Origin of the sequence: Leptospira broomii serovar Hurstbridge str. 5399, assembly GCF_000243715.2 — a bacterium.
GTDB classification, from domain to species: Bacteria; Spirochaetota; Leptospiria; order Leptospirales; family Leptospiraceae; genus Leptospira_B; species Leptospira_B broomii.
In genome coordinates this window covers 1863117-1879692 of record NZ_AHMO02000008.1, presented here as the reverse complement: position 1 = coordinate 1879692, position 16576 = coordinate 1863117, and the positions used below count along the sequence as shown (strand labels likewise).

At 42.7% G+C, this 16576-nt stretch carries 15 protein-coding genes; 6 read left to right on the top strand and 9 right to left on the bottom strand.

All coding sequences use genetic code 11. From position 1 onward, the window contains the following. Window positions 1–57 precede the first annotated feature (57 nt). On the bottom strand, window positions 58–708 hold the full coding sequence (locus LEP1GSC050_RS14320; RefSeq protein ID WP_232225725.1) for a thioredoxin family protein: 651 nt from the start codon (window positions 706–708) through the stop codon (window positions 58–60). Between the two features lie 266 nt (window positions 709–974). Between LEP1GSC050_RS14320 and LEP1GSC050_RS14315 the strand changes: the two genes are divergently transcribed. Further along, the gene (locus LEP1GSC050_RS14315) at window positions 975–2231 is read left to right on the top strand and encodes a coiled-coil domain-containing protein (RefSeq protein ID WP_010571897.1); all 1257 of its coding nucleotides are present in this window, start codon (window positions 975–977) and stop codon (window positions 2229–2231) included. Between the two features lie 507 nt (window positions 2232–2738). Here LEP1GSC050_RS14315 and LEP1GSC050_RS14310 read toward each other — a convergent pair. Continuing rightward, the gene (locus LEP1GSC050_RS14310) at window positions 2739–3137 is read right to left on the bottom strand and encodes a DoxX family membrane protein (RefSeq protein WP_010571896.1); all 399 of its coding nucleotides are present in this window, start codon (window positions 3135–3137) and stop codon (window positions 2739–2741) included. Between the two features lie 122 nt (window positions 3138–3259). On the opposite strand from LEP1GSC050_RS14310, the gene LEP1GSC050_RS14305 reads away from it, so the two are divergent. Next, complete coding sequence (locus LEP1GSC050_RS14305; protein ID WP_010571895.1) at window positions 3260–3703, top strand: MarR family winged helix-turn-helix transcriptional regulator; 444 nt, start codon at window positions 3260–3262, stop codon at window positions 3701–3703. A 287-nt stretch (window positions 3704–3990) separates the two neighbouring features. Continuing rightward, entirely contained in the window at window positions 3991–4611 is a 621-nt protein-coding gene (locus LEP1GSC050_RS14300) for an adenylate/guanylate cyclase domain-containing protein (RefSeq protein ID WP_010571894.1), read from the top strand. Window positions 4612–4792: 181 nt separating this feature from the next. Here the strand turns inward: LEP1GSC050_RS14300 and LEP1GSC050_RS14295 are convergent, their stop codons facing one another. From LEP1GSC050_RS14295 to eat, 7 genes are all read right to left on the bottom strand, one after another. Then, the gene (locus LEP1GSC050_RS14295; protein WP_232225724.1) at window positions 4793–5389 is read right to left on the bottom strand and encodes a hypothetical protein; all 597 of its coding nucleotides are present in this window, start codon (window positions 5387–5389) and stop codon (window positions 4793–4795) included. 334 nt (window positions 5390–5723) lie between these two features. Continuing rightward, window positions 5724–6398: a hypothetical protein gene (locus LEP1GSC050_RS14290; protein ID WP_010571892.1), complete on the bottom strand. Its 675-nt coding sequence runs from the start codon at window positions 6396–6398 to the stop codon at window positions 5724–5726. Window positions 6399–6585: 187 nt separating this feature from the next. After that, on the bottom strand, window positions 6586–8604 hold the full coding sequence (locus LEP1GSC050_RS14285) for a protein-disulfide reductase DsbD family protein (protein ID WP_020987610.1): 2019 nt from the start codon (window positions 8602–8604) through the stop codon (window positions 6586–6588). 86 nt (window positions 8605–8690) lie between these two features. Then, window positions 8691–8921 (bottom strand): hypothetical protein, encoded by a 231-nt coding sequence (locus LEP1GSC050_RS14280; protein ID WP_010571889.1) that lies wholly within the window; start codon window positions 8919–8921, stop codon window positions 8691–8693. 244 nt (window positions 8922–9165) lie between these two features. After that, the gene (gene eutC, locus LEP1GSC050_RS14275) at window positions 9166–9930 is read right to left on the bottom strand and encodes an ethanolamine ammonia-lyase subunit EutC (RefSeq protein WP_010571888.1); all 765 of its coding nucleotides are present in this window, start codon (window positions 9928–9930) and stop codon (window positions 9166–9168) included. A gap of 3 nt (window positions 9931–9933) precedes the next feature. Next, entirely contained in the window at window positions 9934–11325 is a 1392-nt protein-coding gene (locus tag LEP1GSC050_RS14270) for an ethanolamine ammonia-lyase subunit EutB (protein ID WP_010571887.1), read from the bottom strand. Between the two features lie 9 nt (window positions 11326–11334). Further along, window positions 11335–12657: an ethanolamine permease gene (eat, locus tag LEP1GSC050_RS14265; RefSeq protein ID WP_040911362.1), complete on the bottom strand. Its 1323-nt coding sequence runs from the start codon at window positions 12655–12657 to the stop codon at window positions 11335–11337. A gap of 480 nt (window positions 12658–13137) precedes the next feature. Between eat and ilvD the strand changes: the two genes are divergently transcribed. The 3 genes from ilvD to LEP1GSC050_RS14250 all read left to right on the top strand — a co-directional run bounded on the left by ilvD (window position 13138) and on the right by LEP1GSC050_RS14250 (window position 16526). Further along, window positions 13138–15033, top strand: coding sequence for a dihydroxy-acid dehydratase (gene ilvD, locus LEP1GSC050_RS14260; protein ID WP_051184878.1), 1896 nt, complete (start codon window positions 13138–13140; stop codon window positions 15031–15033). Between the two features lie 30 nt (window positions 15034–15063). Beyond that, complete coding sequence (locus LEP1GSC050_RS14255; protein WP_010571883.1) at window positions 15064–15849, top strand: HipA family kinase; 786 nt, start codon at window positions 15064–15066, stop codon at window positions 15847–15849. A 65-nt stretch (window positions 15850–15914) separates the two neighbouring features. Beyond that, window positions 15915–16526, top strand: coding sequence for a hypothetical protein (locus LEP1GSC050_RS14250; RefSeq protein ID WP_010571882.1), 612 nt, complete (start codon window positions 15915–15917; stop codon window positions 16524–16526). Window positions 16527–16576 lie beyond the last annotated feature (50 nt).

Genomic DNA, 16576 nt, shown 5'->3' with positions numbered 1-16576 from the left:
TCGTAAAATAATTCGGACAGACCTCGCAGTACATTCTACAGCTCTTAACGACAGTTATTACTCGTACTTAACGGAGCATCCATAAGGCTGGGACGTCGAAACGCTGATCTGTCTACCTGCCAACGCCTCATCTATCGCAGCCGTAATATAATTTTTTGCCGAAGGAATATCAGACTGATCGGTGGAAGGTTTATCATCAATCGCACCGTTATACAGTATTTTTCCCTGAGGGGAAATAAGTACCATTTGAGGAGTTGTCTTTGCTCCGTATGCCTTCCCCATCGTTCCATCCGAATCGAATAATACTGCCGACGGAGAAGCTTGTGACTTTTTCAGAAACTCTTTTTCTTCTTCCGGTGTAACATAACCCTGCTTTCCCGGGGCGGACGATATCACGCTCAACCAAACCACTCCCTTTGCAGTTATTTCCTTCTGCAATTTTTGCATGTTTCCGGATCCATAATGTTTTTTAACGAAAGGACATCCCTGATTATGCCACTCAAGAACCAAAAACTTACCTTTAAACTCGGATAAATTACGCAATTTTCCGGAGATATCCTTTTCCGAAAAGTCCGGAGCAAGATCTCCCGGCTTCATAGCTGAAAGTGAATAAACGAATATCGAAAGTATTGAGAATAGAAAAAGCGCTCGCTTCATTTTATAGCCTACCAACCGAACAGAATGATTAACTTTAGACCTAGATCTCATTAGGCGGGTTCGCTATTTATTCGGATCACACCGAAGCTGAGAGTCTAAAATTCTTATAACGAGCGCCAATTCGATCTTATGTGGAGGTTAGCCTCATTTCATTTTTATTCGATACTTTCGACATTTTTTAGGGTTCGGTCTTTTCTTATCTTATATTATTTATTGATTCGTTTTAAGAATCGAATACACATACCAAATCACTCCGAATATTTCGGAGAAAAATCTCGATTATGCAAAGACAGCTTTAATTAACCAAGGATATTAACATGCAGGATAATATTGAACTTTTTGTACGAAGACTTCCACATATATTCTTTATTCTATTTTCAATACCCATCTTATTCTATTTATATACGGGATATAAAGAGCGGAAAGAGTTAAAATTCTTCATCGCTTGGCAATCTATCGTCTCGTACATATTGATAGCATGCGGATTTATTTTAATCATTCTTTCCTCTTATCTTTCGATCGACGAAATATTGACGATCTTCCGCGAGCTCACTACTTTATTCGCCTTCATCTACGGTATTTTTGCTACGATTCACGATTTTCACGAGAAGGATAATGAAACAGGTAAAAGGGTCGTCACGAACGTCGGAAAGATCGGAGTCATGGTCCTGACGGTCAACATCCTATTGTCGATGAGTACGGATTATGTCAATCAAGCTCTCGCAAATATCGATAAGGATCATTTGGATTCTAAAATCAAAATTCTCGAACAAGAGTACATAACGCAAACGGGAGAAATTAAAGGCGATACGTCTCTCTTGCTTAGCAATTATCAGCAATATATCGAACTATCGCATCGTAAAGTAGGAGAGTTGGAAGCGGAAATCGAAAGATTGAGAACGGAATCGCAAAATACTGCCCAGATATTGAAAGAAACTCAAGGAAGACTCGCTCAATCTTTACAGGAAAATCAAGAAAGAGTAAAAGAACTCGAAACTGCCAACGCCCAGCTTACCGTTAAAACCCAGGATGCTGCCGTATTTGCGTCTAAATTTTCCGATGCATCTCAAAAAGTGGAAGAACGACAAAAGACGATCACCCAACTTAACTCCGAACTACAATCCAAAACGATCGAGGCGGCTTCCTTAACGGAAAGAGGAAACGCTTGTAATATCGATCTTATCGCTTCCAGGAAAAACGTAACCGATTTAAGCGGTCAAATTCAAACTAAGATCGGAGACATCAATGCTTGTAACGGAAAGCTTTCGGAATCGGCAAAGATGATAACGGAATTAAAGAAAAGCATGAACGACGTGAACCTCTCGTTGAATTCCAAAATAAACGATTGGAACGCATGCGCTTCACAACTTGCCGAACTAAAGGCGCAGGTTTCCGAAAAAAACAAATCGTTATCTGATTCCATTTCACTTGCGAATCAAAGAGGTACCGACCTGCGCAATTGTAGAGCGATGGTCGACAAGGAAGTAGGAGGAATAACACAAAGATTATCAGGGATAGAGGACTTCCTGAAAACAAAAGCGGCAGGCCCAGAACGAAAACCCGGAACACCCTAAAAGACCGATTCGGATTTTAAACGAAAAATCGCCAACGCAGGAATCCAAATCGCGTCCTTAAAATAAATCCCAATGATTCCATATAGGACAATAAAATTGATGCTCTATCGGCATTTTGGACTAATTAAATATGAAAGAGAAATCAATTGAACATAAGAAAGATTTAAAATTTTCGGGAAACCTTAATTCGAGAAATCGAATTAAGACGCTCATTTAAAGGAAATCGATCGATAAGGTACCCTTAATCGGTTTACGAAACCGGAAGTCTGTCGAAGGCTTAGACGGACTTCCGGAAATATCGAAAAGTTACGGTAATTAACCCAAATTCCATCATTCGATATTCGAGGTCTATTATGCAAAGATTCGAAATTTTATATAAAAATTATTTTCGACCTATGGCATAACCTTGATAAAGAATAAAAACGCAGGCGATTTAATACCATGATCGATGTAAATATCAAATATATATATTATATAATCCTAAATATTATTCCTATATTAAAGATTCTACGATTTTTCCGGTTCGAAAATTAAACCTTTATAGGAATTTCTATACAGATAAAAGAGATAACCTTCGGAGCAGATCAGAAAAATACTCATCGCGATGGGAGGGAAACCTATCCCTCTCTGTAATATAAGCAGATAAAAGACGATATTGGTGATAATCGGAGCCAATATTAGCAGGGCTAAAGGCACTTTTCGACGTAAAATTATCATTAATCCGGCTACCGTTTCGATCCCGCCGATCAAATACCAAAGGTACCCTGTCCCGATCAAGGCTGCAATGAAATTAGCTGCTTGAGGATTCATGGGGGGAATCGGCATAAAAGGATGGAATTTACTTAACCCATAGAGAAAGAATATTCCTCCAAATACTGTGTGAACGCTGAAAATAAAAAGTTTCATAAACATCTCCTAATTAGTTGTTCAGACAACTAAAACTTAATCCCGAAAGACGTTTTGTAAACTGAAAATTGTCCGGACAAGTAAATTATTGATTTTTTTACAGCGCAACTAAACAGTCGTTTATGCTTATTTTAGAAGATCAGTTAGGATTTAATCTAAATAGGGTCGCAATACTGTTCAGAAGGGAATTGATACGTGCATTGAAAGATTATCGTCTTTCTCCCGAACAATGGCAGGTATTGGCGATGCTCTGGGCCAAAGGGCCGCTTACGCAAAGGCAAATCATAAATGTAACTCTACAGGATGCCCCTTCCACATCGAAAATGATTCGTAGAATGATTCAGAACGGCTATGTCGATCTAGTGATTTCGGAAGAAGATCGAAGAGTTACGCTAATAAAACTGACGAAACTCGGCGAATCGTATAGAAAGGAAGTTCCAAGAAAGCTCGTAAATCACTTCGAGTCATTATTAAAAAAATATCCTCAAAAAAATAGGGAAATACTTCTATTTCAATTAAAGGAATTACGCAAAGTCTTAAACGATGAGATGGGAGAAGAGCAATAAACCGACAGTTCGCTTAACCAAGTGGAAGTTATCTGTCTCTTACAGTAACGAATATTCGCCCTGTCCGTTCTTTGGTCGGACAGGCCTTTGAGAAACGTTGATTTGGGTAGGAGAATCGAGGGAAGGATGATGGGCTACGAAATTTGGGCTTTGAGGAACTGTCGGTTTTCCATTATATATTTTAAGTTTAAAGCGTTCATAATCGATTAATGCTCCGATATAAATTGTCGACTAATTCGATAATTTATAGACTTAACCGAAAGTTATGCCGATACTTGCAAATTCTTATGGCATTTAAACGGACCATTATAGCGAGCGCTTCGGAAGATCGATTGGAGAACCTAATCTTAGAACGGTTAAGACCTGGAGCGGATAAGGAAAAAATCGATCAGAGAATCTGGGATCTCTTCGGAGAAATGTGGTGCATCATGTTCACAGACTTATCCGGGTTTTCCCGGGGCGTGGAAAAATTCGGGATCATTCATTTTCTTCAAACCATTCAAGAATCGGAAAGGGTTTTAGTTCCGATTATCGAGGAAAACGACGGAATCTTGCTGAAATCCGAAGGTGACAGTTTTTTAGTGATTTTTCGAAATGTTGCAAAGGGCATCTCTGCTGCAATTAAAATGCAGAGAGAACTTGTAGAGTATAACGTAAATAAAATTCCGGAAGAGAAAATCCTTCTTTGTGTGGGTTTAGGTTTCGGAAGAGTATTAAAAATAGGAGATCTGGATGTATTCGGTTCCGAGGTAAACACCGCAAGTAAATTGGGGGAAGATACGGCAGAATCCGGTGAAATTTTAGTCACACAAGGTGTCTTTGAAAACTCCCAGGATATGGGGCTTAAATTCGAAGCTCTCGAACATGCTCCGGCAGGGACAAGCAAAGCTTACAAATTGCTATATTAACTTAATTGTATGTAACCGGAGGATTCAGTCGATCCATCTAGCTTTTGCAAAGAAAGAATTCGAATTTCATGATATTAATAATATAGGATAAACGTCGTAATTTCATTATCGGGGGAAGACAAAGGAATTCCAAATACTCGATTGTGAGAAATAAGAAATATTCCAATAAATCGAAGTTCTTCTATTTTAAACTTCTAAATCTGCGCATTAATTCTTCGTAAAATTCTTTCAGCGCCGCCTCTTTGCTTTCTTTTACAAGAGCATCGTCGTCGACCCAGCCCAGAGGCCTGGTCACGGATTTTTCCGATTCGGACTCGGCCGTCAGATAAAGGTATTCGTTTCGAACGTCCCAAAGAGTACCTTGGAATGAAAAAACCGAATCTCTGTAGGAACCCGGAACCAGCCAAATTCCGACGATCGTAAGATAAAACATGCTTAGAAAATTGGCTTCTTTCTTAAATGCATTCTTTGGTTTAACGACTAATACCGCATCCGCACCGTAACGAGCAGCCAAGATCCGAATTTTCTTAATATTATCCAGGGTCTTGGTTCTCTCTTTATAATAGTTTCTAAATGACCCGTTATTAGAGCCGTCCAAATCGTATATCGATTCGGTAATTAAAAACATTTGGGAGAGGATACCTTCAAGTTTTAAGGTTTTTTCCGCCTCTAGAATGGTAGATTTGTTATTACTATCGATTCGATAGTGATCGGATTGAGAATCCAAGATGTACACACCCAAGCGAAACGGAAACTTTAGCTGGGGCTTTAAGGACAAATATTTTTTTATCTCCGAATCATCGATCACAACCTCATGATTTTGAACGTTAGATATCGGCCCTCGATCGAAACCGGAGCTGGAACATCCGGAGAGCAAGAATAGAAAGGGAAATAGAAAGATTGTAAATATCTTTTTTACAATGTTACGCATACTGCATTAAACGAGGCCTCTCTAAATCGCCAAGAACATTATGGATTCGAGTGCAAGTAATTTTAGAAACGCGTAATGCCGGTAATTTATAAAAAGGTTGAACTATAATCGAAGGACGAATAGCGCTGTCTTCGGATGAAAAAGAGTCATCCGAAGACTCGCGTCACGAAATGTAAAAAATTTATGCGGAGCGTCTCCAGCTTAAGATACCTATACAAAACATCCAAATCAGCAATAGGAAACTTGCGGGCATATTTACGATCATGGAAAGTTCCGAAAAACCGGTATATCCGATAATGATTCCCGCAATGCCGGTAGGAATTCCGCTGAAAATGGCTAGAACACCCATCCACTTTGGAAATACGGAATCTAATAATAACGCTAAACCGAATATAAATACCGTTAAACCGGTTATTAAGCTTGCAATGCTTGCTAAACCGATCTCGATTTGTCTTACACCTAACGTTGCATGAAATAAACTATTTTGTGCCTCAGGCTCGGCGGATGCCCAAGCATTTACCATGGCCTTCAATGCAATTCCGTCCACCGCTTGTAAAGCACCCGCGAGAGCAAGCGCCGATATCGCCCAGCCAGTTCCAATCTTTCCTAAAACAATTGCCGAAGGATTGGAAAATAAGGTACTTAAAACAAGCAAAGAAGATACCATGAATATCACGCCCAAAAGTTGAACCAAATGGCTTGCCACCCAATGATGATCATCTGCATATTCGGTAAATGCGGCTAAAGCATCGTTCGGGTCCGCTCCCATCGGATGCAAATAGGTTCCAATAAACAAAAATAAAGCTCCGCTGATCGAAGCGATAGCGATCGTCTTATTCGCAAATTTATTTTGCATTCAATTCCTCTTATTATCTTAAAAAGTTTCTCAGGATTTATATGAAGAAAGTTTTTCCGGTAAAAAAGACAACTACTTGAATTTTGAATTTATAAAAAAAGAAAAGCCGGGGATAACGTCACTCGTTAAATAGAACTAATTTACTGTAGGCGATTCAAAGTGGCGCAGAGGCTTTATTGTTAACTCTTTATCGAAGAGACTCAAGCAATAATCCGATTGTCAACATTGTAGGTAGAAAACGGGGATTCTCCCTTTTGCCCTTAGGATAATAAACATAAAAGGGAACGCTATTTCTTCCATAAGATTCCAAAGCTGCCGAGATTTTCGGATCTTCGCTTGTCCAATCTCCCTTCAAAACTACGATCTCTTTAGTTCGGAATTCGTTTAAGACCGTGTCGGAGGATAAAACCGTTCTTTCATTAAACTTGCAAGTGATACACCAATCAGCCGTAAAATACAGAAAGACACTGCGTCCTTCCTTTAAATGAAATGCTAATCTTTCCTTGGAATATTCTTCCGTCGAAATTTCACGATGTTCGGATTCTAAAGTAGGAATCGATAGAGCCGCTATCCGAAAAAAATAAAAGCTGCATAAAATAGATAGGATCGCCAATCCCTGTACGACTTTCTTAATTATTTTAGAAGCGGTAGTTCTATTCATCCATAGGAGAAAAACCAATAACAAAATTATAAGAAGCGCTAAACTTGCTTTGTTTCGATTCGTGATACCGCTAAAAACCCAGAACAGCCAGACTGCCGTCATTAATAATGGAAATGCGAGGAACTCCTTAAATGTCTGCATCCATGGTCCCGGCTTGGGCAGAAGTTTCGCTAACCTGCTACTGTTCTGAAATATCAGGAGCGGCAAGGACATTCCCGCAGCCATGGACGTAAACACGAATAGGCCGTTTAAAATATTCTCCGACAAAGCATATGCCAGCGCCGAGCCCATAAAAGGAGCCGTACAGGGAGTGGCGACTAGGACGGTTAAAGCTCCCGAAAAAAATGCGCCGACATTCCCCCTTTGATCCGCCAATCTTACGAGAGGACCGCTTAAACCGATGGCAAAATCAAAAGCGCCTAACATTTGTAATCCCAGAAACATAAAGACGAGGATAAGAAAAAAAACAAAGGAAGGACTCTGAAGTTGATATCCCCAGCCTAAACTTGCTCCTCCTGATCGAAGGATCCAAAATCCGAAAAACAAAATCCAAAAAAAGGAAAGTACTCCGCCAAAATAGAATACGGACTCAATTCGCTTAGTTTGTTTATTCGAAGTTTGAGAAATCGAAAAAGCCTTCAAAAACAAAACCGGAAAAACGCAGGGCATTAAATTCAATAGAATTCCGCCGAGGAATGCAAAAAATATCGCTTCGAGTAAATAACCTACTTTAGATTCATTTGCCCGGATAGAATAAATTTCAGGCCCTAAGGTTAAAACCCCACGGATAGAATCCGGAGATCTTGAAATATACTCGGATTGAGGAATTTCGAACTCAATCATATTTTTTGAATATTCTAAAGTTCGTATTTTTTGATTAGAAACTATCTGCGGATCTTCCGGAAAAAAATCCAATTTCTCCGGGAGATCGTTCCCTTTTATCTGAAATAGGAAACTATCTTTCTTTTTTCTGAAAGAGACCGCCAATCCTTCCTTGGAAGTCTGCGGCAGCCCCTTCAAACTTTTTTCATACACGGAATATTTCTCGGATTCGGGAAGAAATTTTTGTATTTTATGAATGATTAAAGTTGCAGATTCGGGAACGCATTCTTCTTTGCATAAGAGCCAATGCAATTTCGCTTCAATGCGAAACGATTCACCCGATCCGAGAGATTTTTGAATTTTATATTCCGAAAAAAGAACGGTCGGTTTTTCATACCCGAAATTAACCAGGTCACCCAACTCAATTCTCTCCGGAACCGGCCATTCCCAATTCGTCGCGATGCCTGGCGGAGTCGATTTCCAATCCGTTTGTAAGGAGGATCCCGAATCGCCTGGATTTTTCCAATAAACGTGCCAACCAGGTTGCGCTTCCATATAAAGAGCCAAGCGAAGAACGTTTTCGGATTTTGATATTGCCTTTAACTCTAGATAAGAATGAGTTCCTCGATATTCGAAGCTTTGCGCGAAAACTTCCGCAGAAAAAGATATACAAACGATATAAACAAAAACAGAAAACGTTAAACCGATTCTATATCCGGACATTTTATATTAGACCGAACTGGAAATGGGAAAAATCCAAAAGTTTATTTTGCTTGAGACCTTCGAACTTTACGAAGTCGGAGCTTGATTCAATGAACCGTTTCCTTTAAATTAGCGATGAATCCATCTAACTTAATTAGGCCAGAAACCAGATCCTTTATCGCAGATTTAAAGATTTTTCTTTGCTCATCTTCCACATCGAGATTAGTAACGTCCGTTTTCATGGAGTCCACCGTATCGCAAATCAAGGAAAGAACTCCAGGAATAGGCTCGTTTCGATTCGTTAAAGAGATAATATATTCTATATTCGATTTATACATAGTTCGCATCCTTTCTCGAGTTCGCTTAGATTCCACTTTTGCCGCCTAACGTATATTACCGAAAAGCGGCAGCGCCAAATATATCCCAAATTGGAATCTCCATCAAGCGGAAATCGAATTTACTATTGAAAACCTGTGATTCCTAACGTGAAATCTTCGGTTCGAAACTAGTTTGGAGGAACTTACTCTCTTGATACGATGCCATGCTTAGGGAGATACGTTAATAAAAACCGAATTTTTCATCTTAGTCAAGTTGCTTCGTTTCTCCCTTAATAAAAAAGGAGGGGCTCATTTCATCCTTTAGCTCCACTCCGGAAAGCTTTCTTTTTAACGCTTCTTCCAACAGATAATGCGTTTTAGCCGAGGCGGCTTCGAATTCTAAACCTCCCGGACGGATATTGGAAACGCAATTACGACTCTCGTCCGTTTTACCTACCGTCGGATCGTACGTTAAATATACACCAAGGCTATCCGCCGAAGAGAGTCCGGGTCTTTCGCCGATGATAACGACCACGGCCTTTGCTCCCAGACATTGTCCGATTTCATCTCCGATTGCTACCCTACCTAAACGAGTGAGCACCAGGGGCCCGAGTTTCCAATCTTTCAGTTTAGGTAGTAGAGATTCCAGAAATGGAAGAAGGTTGGAATCGATGGCTTTAGCCGATAACCCATCCGCACAAACGAGAACCAAATCGTAAGATCCCTTCCTGCCCTGGAGTTCACCATGAGAGGGCTCCGATAAGCTTCGGCCCAAATCGGGACGTAGCAAATATTCCCCTCGATCTTTTGCCCGACTTTCCGCTGGAACCGCCTCGATTCCGTATTTCTTTCCGATATGATCTAGTTCGGTTAATAATTCTCCGAACTTGGGCTCGAGTAGAACGGCGTCCTTTGCCCTTGCATGATCCAATCTAAATTGAAGAAGATCTTTTGTGGAAAGCGATCCTCCCGATCTTGATAAGCCGATTCTCGCAGAGGTCATTTTCTTCCAGTCTTTCAAAGGAGGCATAAGTCAATTCTTCTCGGTTAATAACTCGTCTAATAACTTGAATCCGTTTTCTTCCTGCGGAAGAAGCCCTGTATCCGAAGAAAAAATCCCGTTGTCTAAAAGCCATGACTCGAACTCAGGTGACGGTTTCAGTCCCAGCACCTGCCGTAAATAAAGCGCGTCATGAAACGACGTGCTTTGATATGATAGCATAACGTCATCGGCACCCGGGACTCCCATAATGTAATTGCATCCCGCAACTCCCAACAGGGTTAATAGGGTATCCATATCGTCTTGATCCGCATCCGCATGATTTGTATAACAAACATCGACTCCCATCGGTAACCCCAATAGTTTACCGCAAAAGTGATCTTCCAGTCCTGCCCTTAGGATCTGTTTTCCATTATATAAATATTCCGGACCGATAAACCCCACGACGGTATTCACTAATAACGGAGAAAATTCCCTAGCGACCGCGTACGCTCTCGTTTCCAAAGTCTGCTGATCGATTCCGTAATGAGCTCCGGCGGATAAGCCGCTCCCTTGGCCCGTCTCGAAGTACATAACATTGTCGCCTAACGTTCCCCGTTTTAAGAACAAGGCCATTTCCCTAGCTTCTCGAATGAGTTCCAAATTGACGCCGAAACTTCGATTTAAAGCTTCACTCCCTCCGATGGACTGAAACACAAGATCCAAAGGAGCCTTTCGTTTCATCGCTTCCATCGACGTTGTCAAATGAGCCAAAACGCAGGACTGAGTAGGGATCGAATACTTTTGAATGATCGAATCCAACATTTCCAATAAAGCAATCGTCGTCGGAACGTTATCGGTCGCAGGATTGATTCCTATCACTGCGTCTCCGCTTCCGAGGAGCAGTCCGTCTAAAATACTTGCTGCGACTCCTTTTGGATCATCGGTCGGATGGTTCGGTTGTAGACGCACGGAAAGTCTTCCGGGAAGCCCAATCGTATTCCGAAATTTCGTGACGACTCTACATTTCTTTGCCGCAAGAATCAAATCCTGATTGGACATTAGCTTGGATACTGCTGCCGCCATTTCAGGAGTAATTGCGTAACGGAGGCTTTCAAGCAATGGAGGATCCGTCGTTTCTTTCAGGAGAAAATTCCTGAATTCTCCCACCGTTAAATGTGATATTTTGGAAAAAGATTTTCCATCGTGTCGGGTAAAAATCAGTCGAGTAACTTCGTCGATATCCGTCGGAATAATTTCTATATTCAAAAATTCTGATAAATAAATTTCCGCCAAGGCCATCTGCGCGGCGACTCTTTCCTCTTGCGTATTCGCGGCTAAGCCCGCGAGTTCGTCCCCCGAGCGGTAAGGGCTCGCCTTAGCGAGAAGGCTTTTAAGATCCGGAAAAAGATAGGTCTTCGTTCCTAAAACGGTTTTGTAACCCATGAGTCGATCCTAACCTGGATCCTTAGAAAGGAATAGAACTTTTCTAGCCCAGAATATTCCGCTAGCGAGAATTAATACAAAGGCGCCGAAAACCCATGGATGTTGCCAGATCATCACTAGTAACACTATGAACGATAAAAGTAAAGCAATCGCGGGCGCCAAGGGGGCGCCCGGGGCGACGAATGGACGCTCCCTATTCGGTTGAGATTTTCGTAAAAGAAAAAAACTAATCATCGATCCCGAGTATAAGGTCACCGCTCCGAACGCCGACAGGACTATGAGTTCCGATGTTTTTCCGGTTAAAAGGGCAATCACACCTAAACAAGAATTCAAGATCAGAGAGTTGGCTGGAGTATGGAATTTCGAATGAACTTGCGAAACCGCTTTGGGTAAAAATCCGGCTCTCCCGAATTCCAACGTTGCCCGTCCCCCCGCTAAAAGAATTCCGTGAAACGAAGCGATTAAACCGAAGAGGCCGATCGTCACCAATAGATGGAAGGCCCAGCTTTCTTCGGGATAAATTTTTCTTAGTGCCAGCGGCAAGGGAGAATCCGAGGCGGGTCCTCCTGCCTGAGAGTAAACGATAGCCTCCCATCCCCCGATTCCTACTGAAGAGAAGAACACGAGTATACAAAGAAAAACTAATGTTCCCAATGCCGACCCGAATCCGAGTAAAATATTACGCTGGGGATTTTTCGATTCTTCGGCGACGTTCGCTAAGCCTTCGATTGCGAGAAAAAACCATATGGCAAAGGGTAAGGAAGCAAGAACTCCCACCCAACCGTTCGGCAAAGGATTTCGAGCGAATTTCTCCCAGGAAAAATGAGGCAGAGTGAGAGTCGAAAAAAGTAAAAGCTCCCCCACGGCAAAAATCGTGATTCCCAATTCGAAACTAGCTGCGGCTTTTACTCCGCAAATGTTTAATATCGTAAAAATAATATAGATCGCAATAGCAATCAATGTCGGAGAAACGTCCGGTAAAAAAAATGAAAAATAAGCTCCTATAGCGGCCGCAATGGCGGGTGGTGCAAATATAAATTCGATCCACTGCCCCATTCCCACAACATAGCCCCAACGATTTCCGGACGCTTCTTTGGCATAGTCGAAGGCACCGCCGGCTTTAGGAATCATGCAGGTCAACTCGGCGTAGCTGAACGTGAATGTCACATAAAGAATAACTATGATGCAGGTTGCGATTCCCAACCCGAAAGTTCCCCCGATCGGCAGTCCCAGATTCCATCCGAAATACATCCCGGAGATTACGTAGCCTACTCCGAGCCCCCAAAGTAGCCAGGGACCTAATCCTTTTTCTAAATCATTCTTCTCTTCCATTCTAAAGTAATGTAAGCAAGAAACGTACCCGGGTTGCAAATCACCGTCTTTCACAGGCCCTTACCGGCCTAGATGCCCTACCCACAAGTTTACATTTGCGTGCGGGAGCGCCGGAATCGCCATATTTCATAAACATTCTGAAATTTGTGTTGGAGCTCCCACAAGATTACGCTTGTAAAAATACTTGAAACTTTTCCAAATCCATGATAATCGCGAAATCGCAAGCCCTTCGCGGGTACCACCGATCCGGCCCCCGCCCAGGAAGGGCGGGGAATTTAATCATTCTTTACAAAACACTTCCCTGGGCCATGGCCCATACCGAATCTATTCCCTTCTTCTAGGGAGCTTATGGGCTTAGGTGATTCCACGCGAATTAATGCGGGAAAAAGGACAAATAGTAACGAGATCAAGAAAACAGAAGATTCTTCCGTCGATTTAAAACTCGACGTCTAAAGTAATACCAGGTAGCCGTTACTTATTATGCCCCAATATAGATCTCGTACTTCCACTCACGGACGCAATATGGCTGGAGCCAGAGCACTTTGGCGAGCCACAGGTATGAAAGAGACCGATTTCGGTAAGCCTATCATTGCGATCGCAAATTCCTTCACTCAGTTTGTTCCAGGACATGTTCACTTGAAAGATTTGGGACAGATGGTCGCACGAGAAATCGAAAAAGCGGGTGGAGTCGCAAAGGAATTCAATACGATAGCCGTGGATGATGGGATCGCCATGGGGCATAGTGGAATGCTCTACTCATTGCCTAGCCGAGACCTAATCGCAGATTCGGTGGAATATATGGTCAATGCTCATACCGCTGACGCGCTTATCTGCATTTCAAACTGCGATAAAATCACTCCTGGAATGTTAATGGCTGCACTTCGCTTAAACATTCCAACCGTATTCGTTTCCGGCGGTCCGATGGAGGCTGGGAAAGTGAATTGGGGGGGCGAAATTCGAAAATTAGACTTAATCGATGCGATGGTAGAAGCCGCCAATCCGAACGTAAGCGATGAAGATGTCGCCATTGTGGAACGTTCCGCTTGTCCTACCTGCGGTTCTTGTTCGGGAATGTTTACCGCAAATTCGATGAACTGTTTAACGGAAGCCCTCGGCCTTTCCCTCCCCGGAAACGGATCTACACTAGCTACTCATTCGGATCGCAAGGAGTTATTCCTGAATGCCGGACGGATCGTAGTAAGTTTAGCTAAGAGATTCTACGAACAAGGAGACGAATCCGTTCTTCCTAGAAATATCGCGAACTATAAAGCCTTCCAAAATGCAATGAGCCTGGATGTCGCGATGGGAGGATCCACGAATACCGTTCTTCACATCCTTGCCGCAGCCAACGAAGCGGAAATCGATTTTACGATGAAGGATATCGATCAAATTTCTCGAAGAGTTCCTTGTGTTTGCAAAGTCGCACCTGCCACTCAAAAATATCATATGGAAGACGTTCATCGTGCCGGAGGCGTCATGGGGATTCTCTCCGAGCTCGACCGAGTAGGACTACTCAACAGAGAAGTGGCTACGATTCACAGCCCGACGTTAGGCGCCGCTTTAGAAGAATGGGATATTACACGGCAAAAATCCGGATCCAAGTCCCACGACTTATTTAGCGCCGCTCCCGGTGGAGTTCCTACCACCGAAGCATTTTCCCAGTCAAGACGTTGGCCTAGTTTGGATTTGGATAGGGAGAACGGTTGTATTAGAGATGTGGAACACGCCTATTCCAAAGACGGAGGGCTTGCAGTGCTTTACGGAAATCTCGCGCCCGAAGGGTGCATCGTTAAAACCGCCGGCGTGGACGAGTCGATTTGGAAATTCACCGGTCGTGCAAGAGTCATGGAAAGCCAGGAAGAAGCGGTCGCAAAGATTCTCGGAAACGAAGTCGTAGAAGACGACGTTGTCGTGATTCGGTACGAAGGTCCTAAAGGTGGACCGGGAATGCAGGAAATGTTATATCCGACTTCCTATTTAAAATCCAAAGGTTTGGGAAAGGCCTGCGCACTTTTGACGGACGGTCGCTTTTCCGGAGGAACTTCCGGACTTTCCATCGGGCACGTTTCTCCGGAAGCAGCAGAAGGTGGAATGATCGGATTAGTTGAAGAAGGCGATACGATTGAAATCGATATCCCGAACAGGATCATTCGATTAATGGTCGATGAGGAAGAATTATCGAATCGCAGAAACATAATGGACGAAAAGGGCCAGGACGCATGGAAACCTAAATCGAGGAAGCGTCAGGTTTCTCCGGCGCTAAGAGCGTACGCTGCGATGACGACTTCGGCGCATACGGGAGCAATCCGTGATGTAAGCCAGGTAGAGCGAAAGTTCTCGAAGAGAGAGCCCCAACCTGCCGACGCGATCCGATAGGAAGATACGCTAAACGAGTTTTCCTCCCTAATGGAAACGTATCAGGCCAAGCGTGTACTTTCTTCGAGAAAAGTCGGTAGCTCCTGGCCTCTATTGATAGAAACCGACGATGGGGAATTTTTTCTAAAACTTTCCGGTGCAGGTCAAGGATACGGAGCCTTGATCTCGGAAGTTATCTCCGCCGGAATTGCCGATCGAATCGGGCTCGATGTACCTAAGCGGGTATTCATTCATGTCGATAGCACTCTCATAAATTCAAACGAGGATCCTGAACTTACCTCGCTGCTAAATGGAAGCTCAGGTTTGAATCTAGGATTCGAATATATACCTAACTCTAAAATTCTACCCGAGGACGAGATAGAAAAATTCGAAGAAGAAGATGCGGTAAATATTTTCTGGTTCGATTGGCTTATCGAAAATCCGGATCGAACAAGAAATAATCCGAACATCTTGATTCGTGAAAAAAAGTATTGGTTGATCGATCATGGAGCGGCCTTGGGTTTTCAATACGATTTTTCCCACTTAACCGAAGATTTACCCAAACGTTTCTGGAGTCGTTCAAAGGATCATATCTTTTACGAAAGAGTTCAAATGGATTCTTTCGAAAGAGCTTGTCGCGAAAATTCCAAGATTCTCACTTTGGGCGAATTGGAAATCATAACCTGGGAAGTGCCTTCGGAATTTTTCAAGGAAGGGAAGAACCCGAAATCCCTAAACGAGATCAATCGGAGACGGGAGATTTTTGCCGTCTACCTTTGGAAGCGAATCAAAAGTCTCGAATCTAAAAGATCTTTGACCCAGCTCTTTAAGAGATAAAAGCCGTTCGATAATCCCAAAAAAGGCTGGCAATCGGCCGAAATTCCCCGTTTGATTTCAATACTATGTCGAAAAAAATTTCCCTCCCCTCGGCAAGCTCTCCGAACGAGTACCTCGAGTTTCTGAAGAAAGAAATAGAGAATCCGAACTTTGAAAATTGGTTGGATGAAATTGCGGAGAAAGCCATAGCGGGAGATAAAACGATCTGGAGTTTTTTATACCAGGCGATCCGGGACGCCGATTCAGGAAGACTGTCTTGGGGGTTTCATAAAAAATTGCTCTCGGGAATTTTTCATGTCTTAGCGCGAATCGGAGATAGTCAAGCCTATCGTCTCTTAATAAATTACGTTAAGTCGCTTGATCGAACAATACCGATCGGAGCTCTCGAATTAATAAGCGATTTAGTTCCAACATTTCGAGAAATCGACGTGAATGAAATCCTAAATATAGCCGCCCACCCGGATTCTTTGAAATCCGCGTTCGGAGTTCTCGCTTTGTCGCAACTAGTTATAGAAAATCGTCTTCCTACGGAAAAGACGGAAGAAACCAAAAGATTCCTAGAATCTTATCGAAACGATAATTATTTTCTAAACGATATAATCGAACGAACTCTCGAATTCATGGAAGCTCCCGATTCCAATCTGCTTTCTTTCGTGGAAGAGTTAGCGGCAAGTTGAAATAAAAAAGGCGGAGTTTGATTCCGCCTTTCCGCCTTCGAACAAATTCG

What these genes read in the sequence shown, in the direction of transcription:
- LEP1GSC050_RS14315 (WP_010571897.1), top strand. Translation starts at nt 975, where the DNA reads ATGCAGGATAATATTGAACTTTTTGTACGAAGACTTCCACATATATTC.
- LEP1GSC050_RS14290 (WP_010571892.1), bottom strand. Translation starts at nt 6,398, where the DNA reads ATGCAAAATAAATTTGCGAATAAGACGATCGCTATCGCTTCGATCAGC.
- LEP1GSC050_RS14255 (WP_010571883.1), top strand. Translation starts at nt 15,064, where the DNA reads ATGGAAACGTATCAGGCCAAGCGTGTACTTTCTTCGAGAAAAGTCGGT.
- ilvD (WP_051184878.1), top strand. Translation starts at nt 13,138, where the DNA reads ATGCCCCAATATAGATCTCGTACTTCCACTCACGGACGCAATATGGCT.
- eutC (WP_010571888.1), bottom strand. Translation starts at nt 9,930, where the DNA reads ATGCCTCCTTTGAAAGACTGGAAGAAAATGACCTCTGCGAGAATCGGC.
- LEP1GSC050_RS14285 (WP_020987610.1), bottom strand. Translation starts at nt 8,604, where the DNA reads ATGTCCGGATATAGAATCGGTTTAACGTTTTCTGTTTTTGTTTATATC.
- LEP1GSC050_RS14300 (WP_010571894.1), top strand. Translation starts at nt 3,991, where the DNA reads ATGGCATTTAAACGGACCATTATAGCGAGCGCTTCGGAAGATCGATTG.
- LEP1GSC050_RS14320 (WP_232225725.1), bottom strand. Translation starts at nt 708, where the DNA reads ATGAGATCTAGGTCTAAAGTTAATCATTCTGTTCGGTTGGTAGGCTAT.
- LEP1GSC050_RS14310 (WP_010571896.1), bottom strand. Translation starts at nt 3,137, where the DNA reads ATGAAACTTTTTATTTTCAGCGTTCACACAGTATTTGGAGGAATATTC.
- LEP1GSC050_RS14280 (WP_010571889.1), bottom strand. Translation starts at nt 8,921, where the DNA reads ATGTATAAATCGAATATAGAATATATTATCTCTTTAACGAATCGAAAC.
- LEP1GSC050_RS14305 (WP_010571895.1), top strand. Translation starts at nt 3,260, where the DNA reads ATGCTTATTTTAGAAGATCAGTTAGGATTTAATCTAAATAGGGTCGCA.
- eat (WP_040911362.1), bottom strand. Translation starts at nt 12,657, where the DNA reads ATGGAAGAGAAGAATGATTTAGAAAAAGGATTAGGTCCCTGGCTACTT.
- LEP1GSC050_RS14250 (WP_010571882.1), top strand. Translation starts at nt 15,915, where the DNA reads ATGTCGAAAAAAATTTCCCTCCCCTCGGCAAGCTCTCCGAACGAGTAC.
- LEP1GSC050_RS14270 (WP_010571887.1), bottom strand. Translation starts at nt 11,325, where the DNA reads ATGGGTTACAAAACCGTTTTAGGAACGAAGACCTATCTTTTTCCGGAT.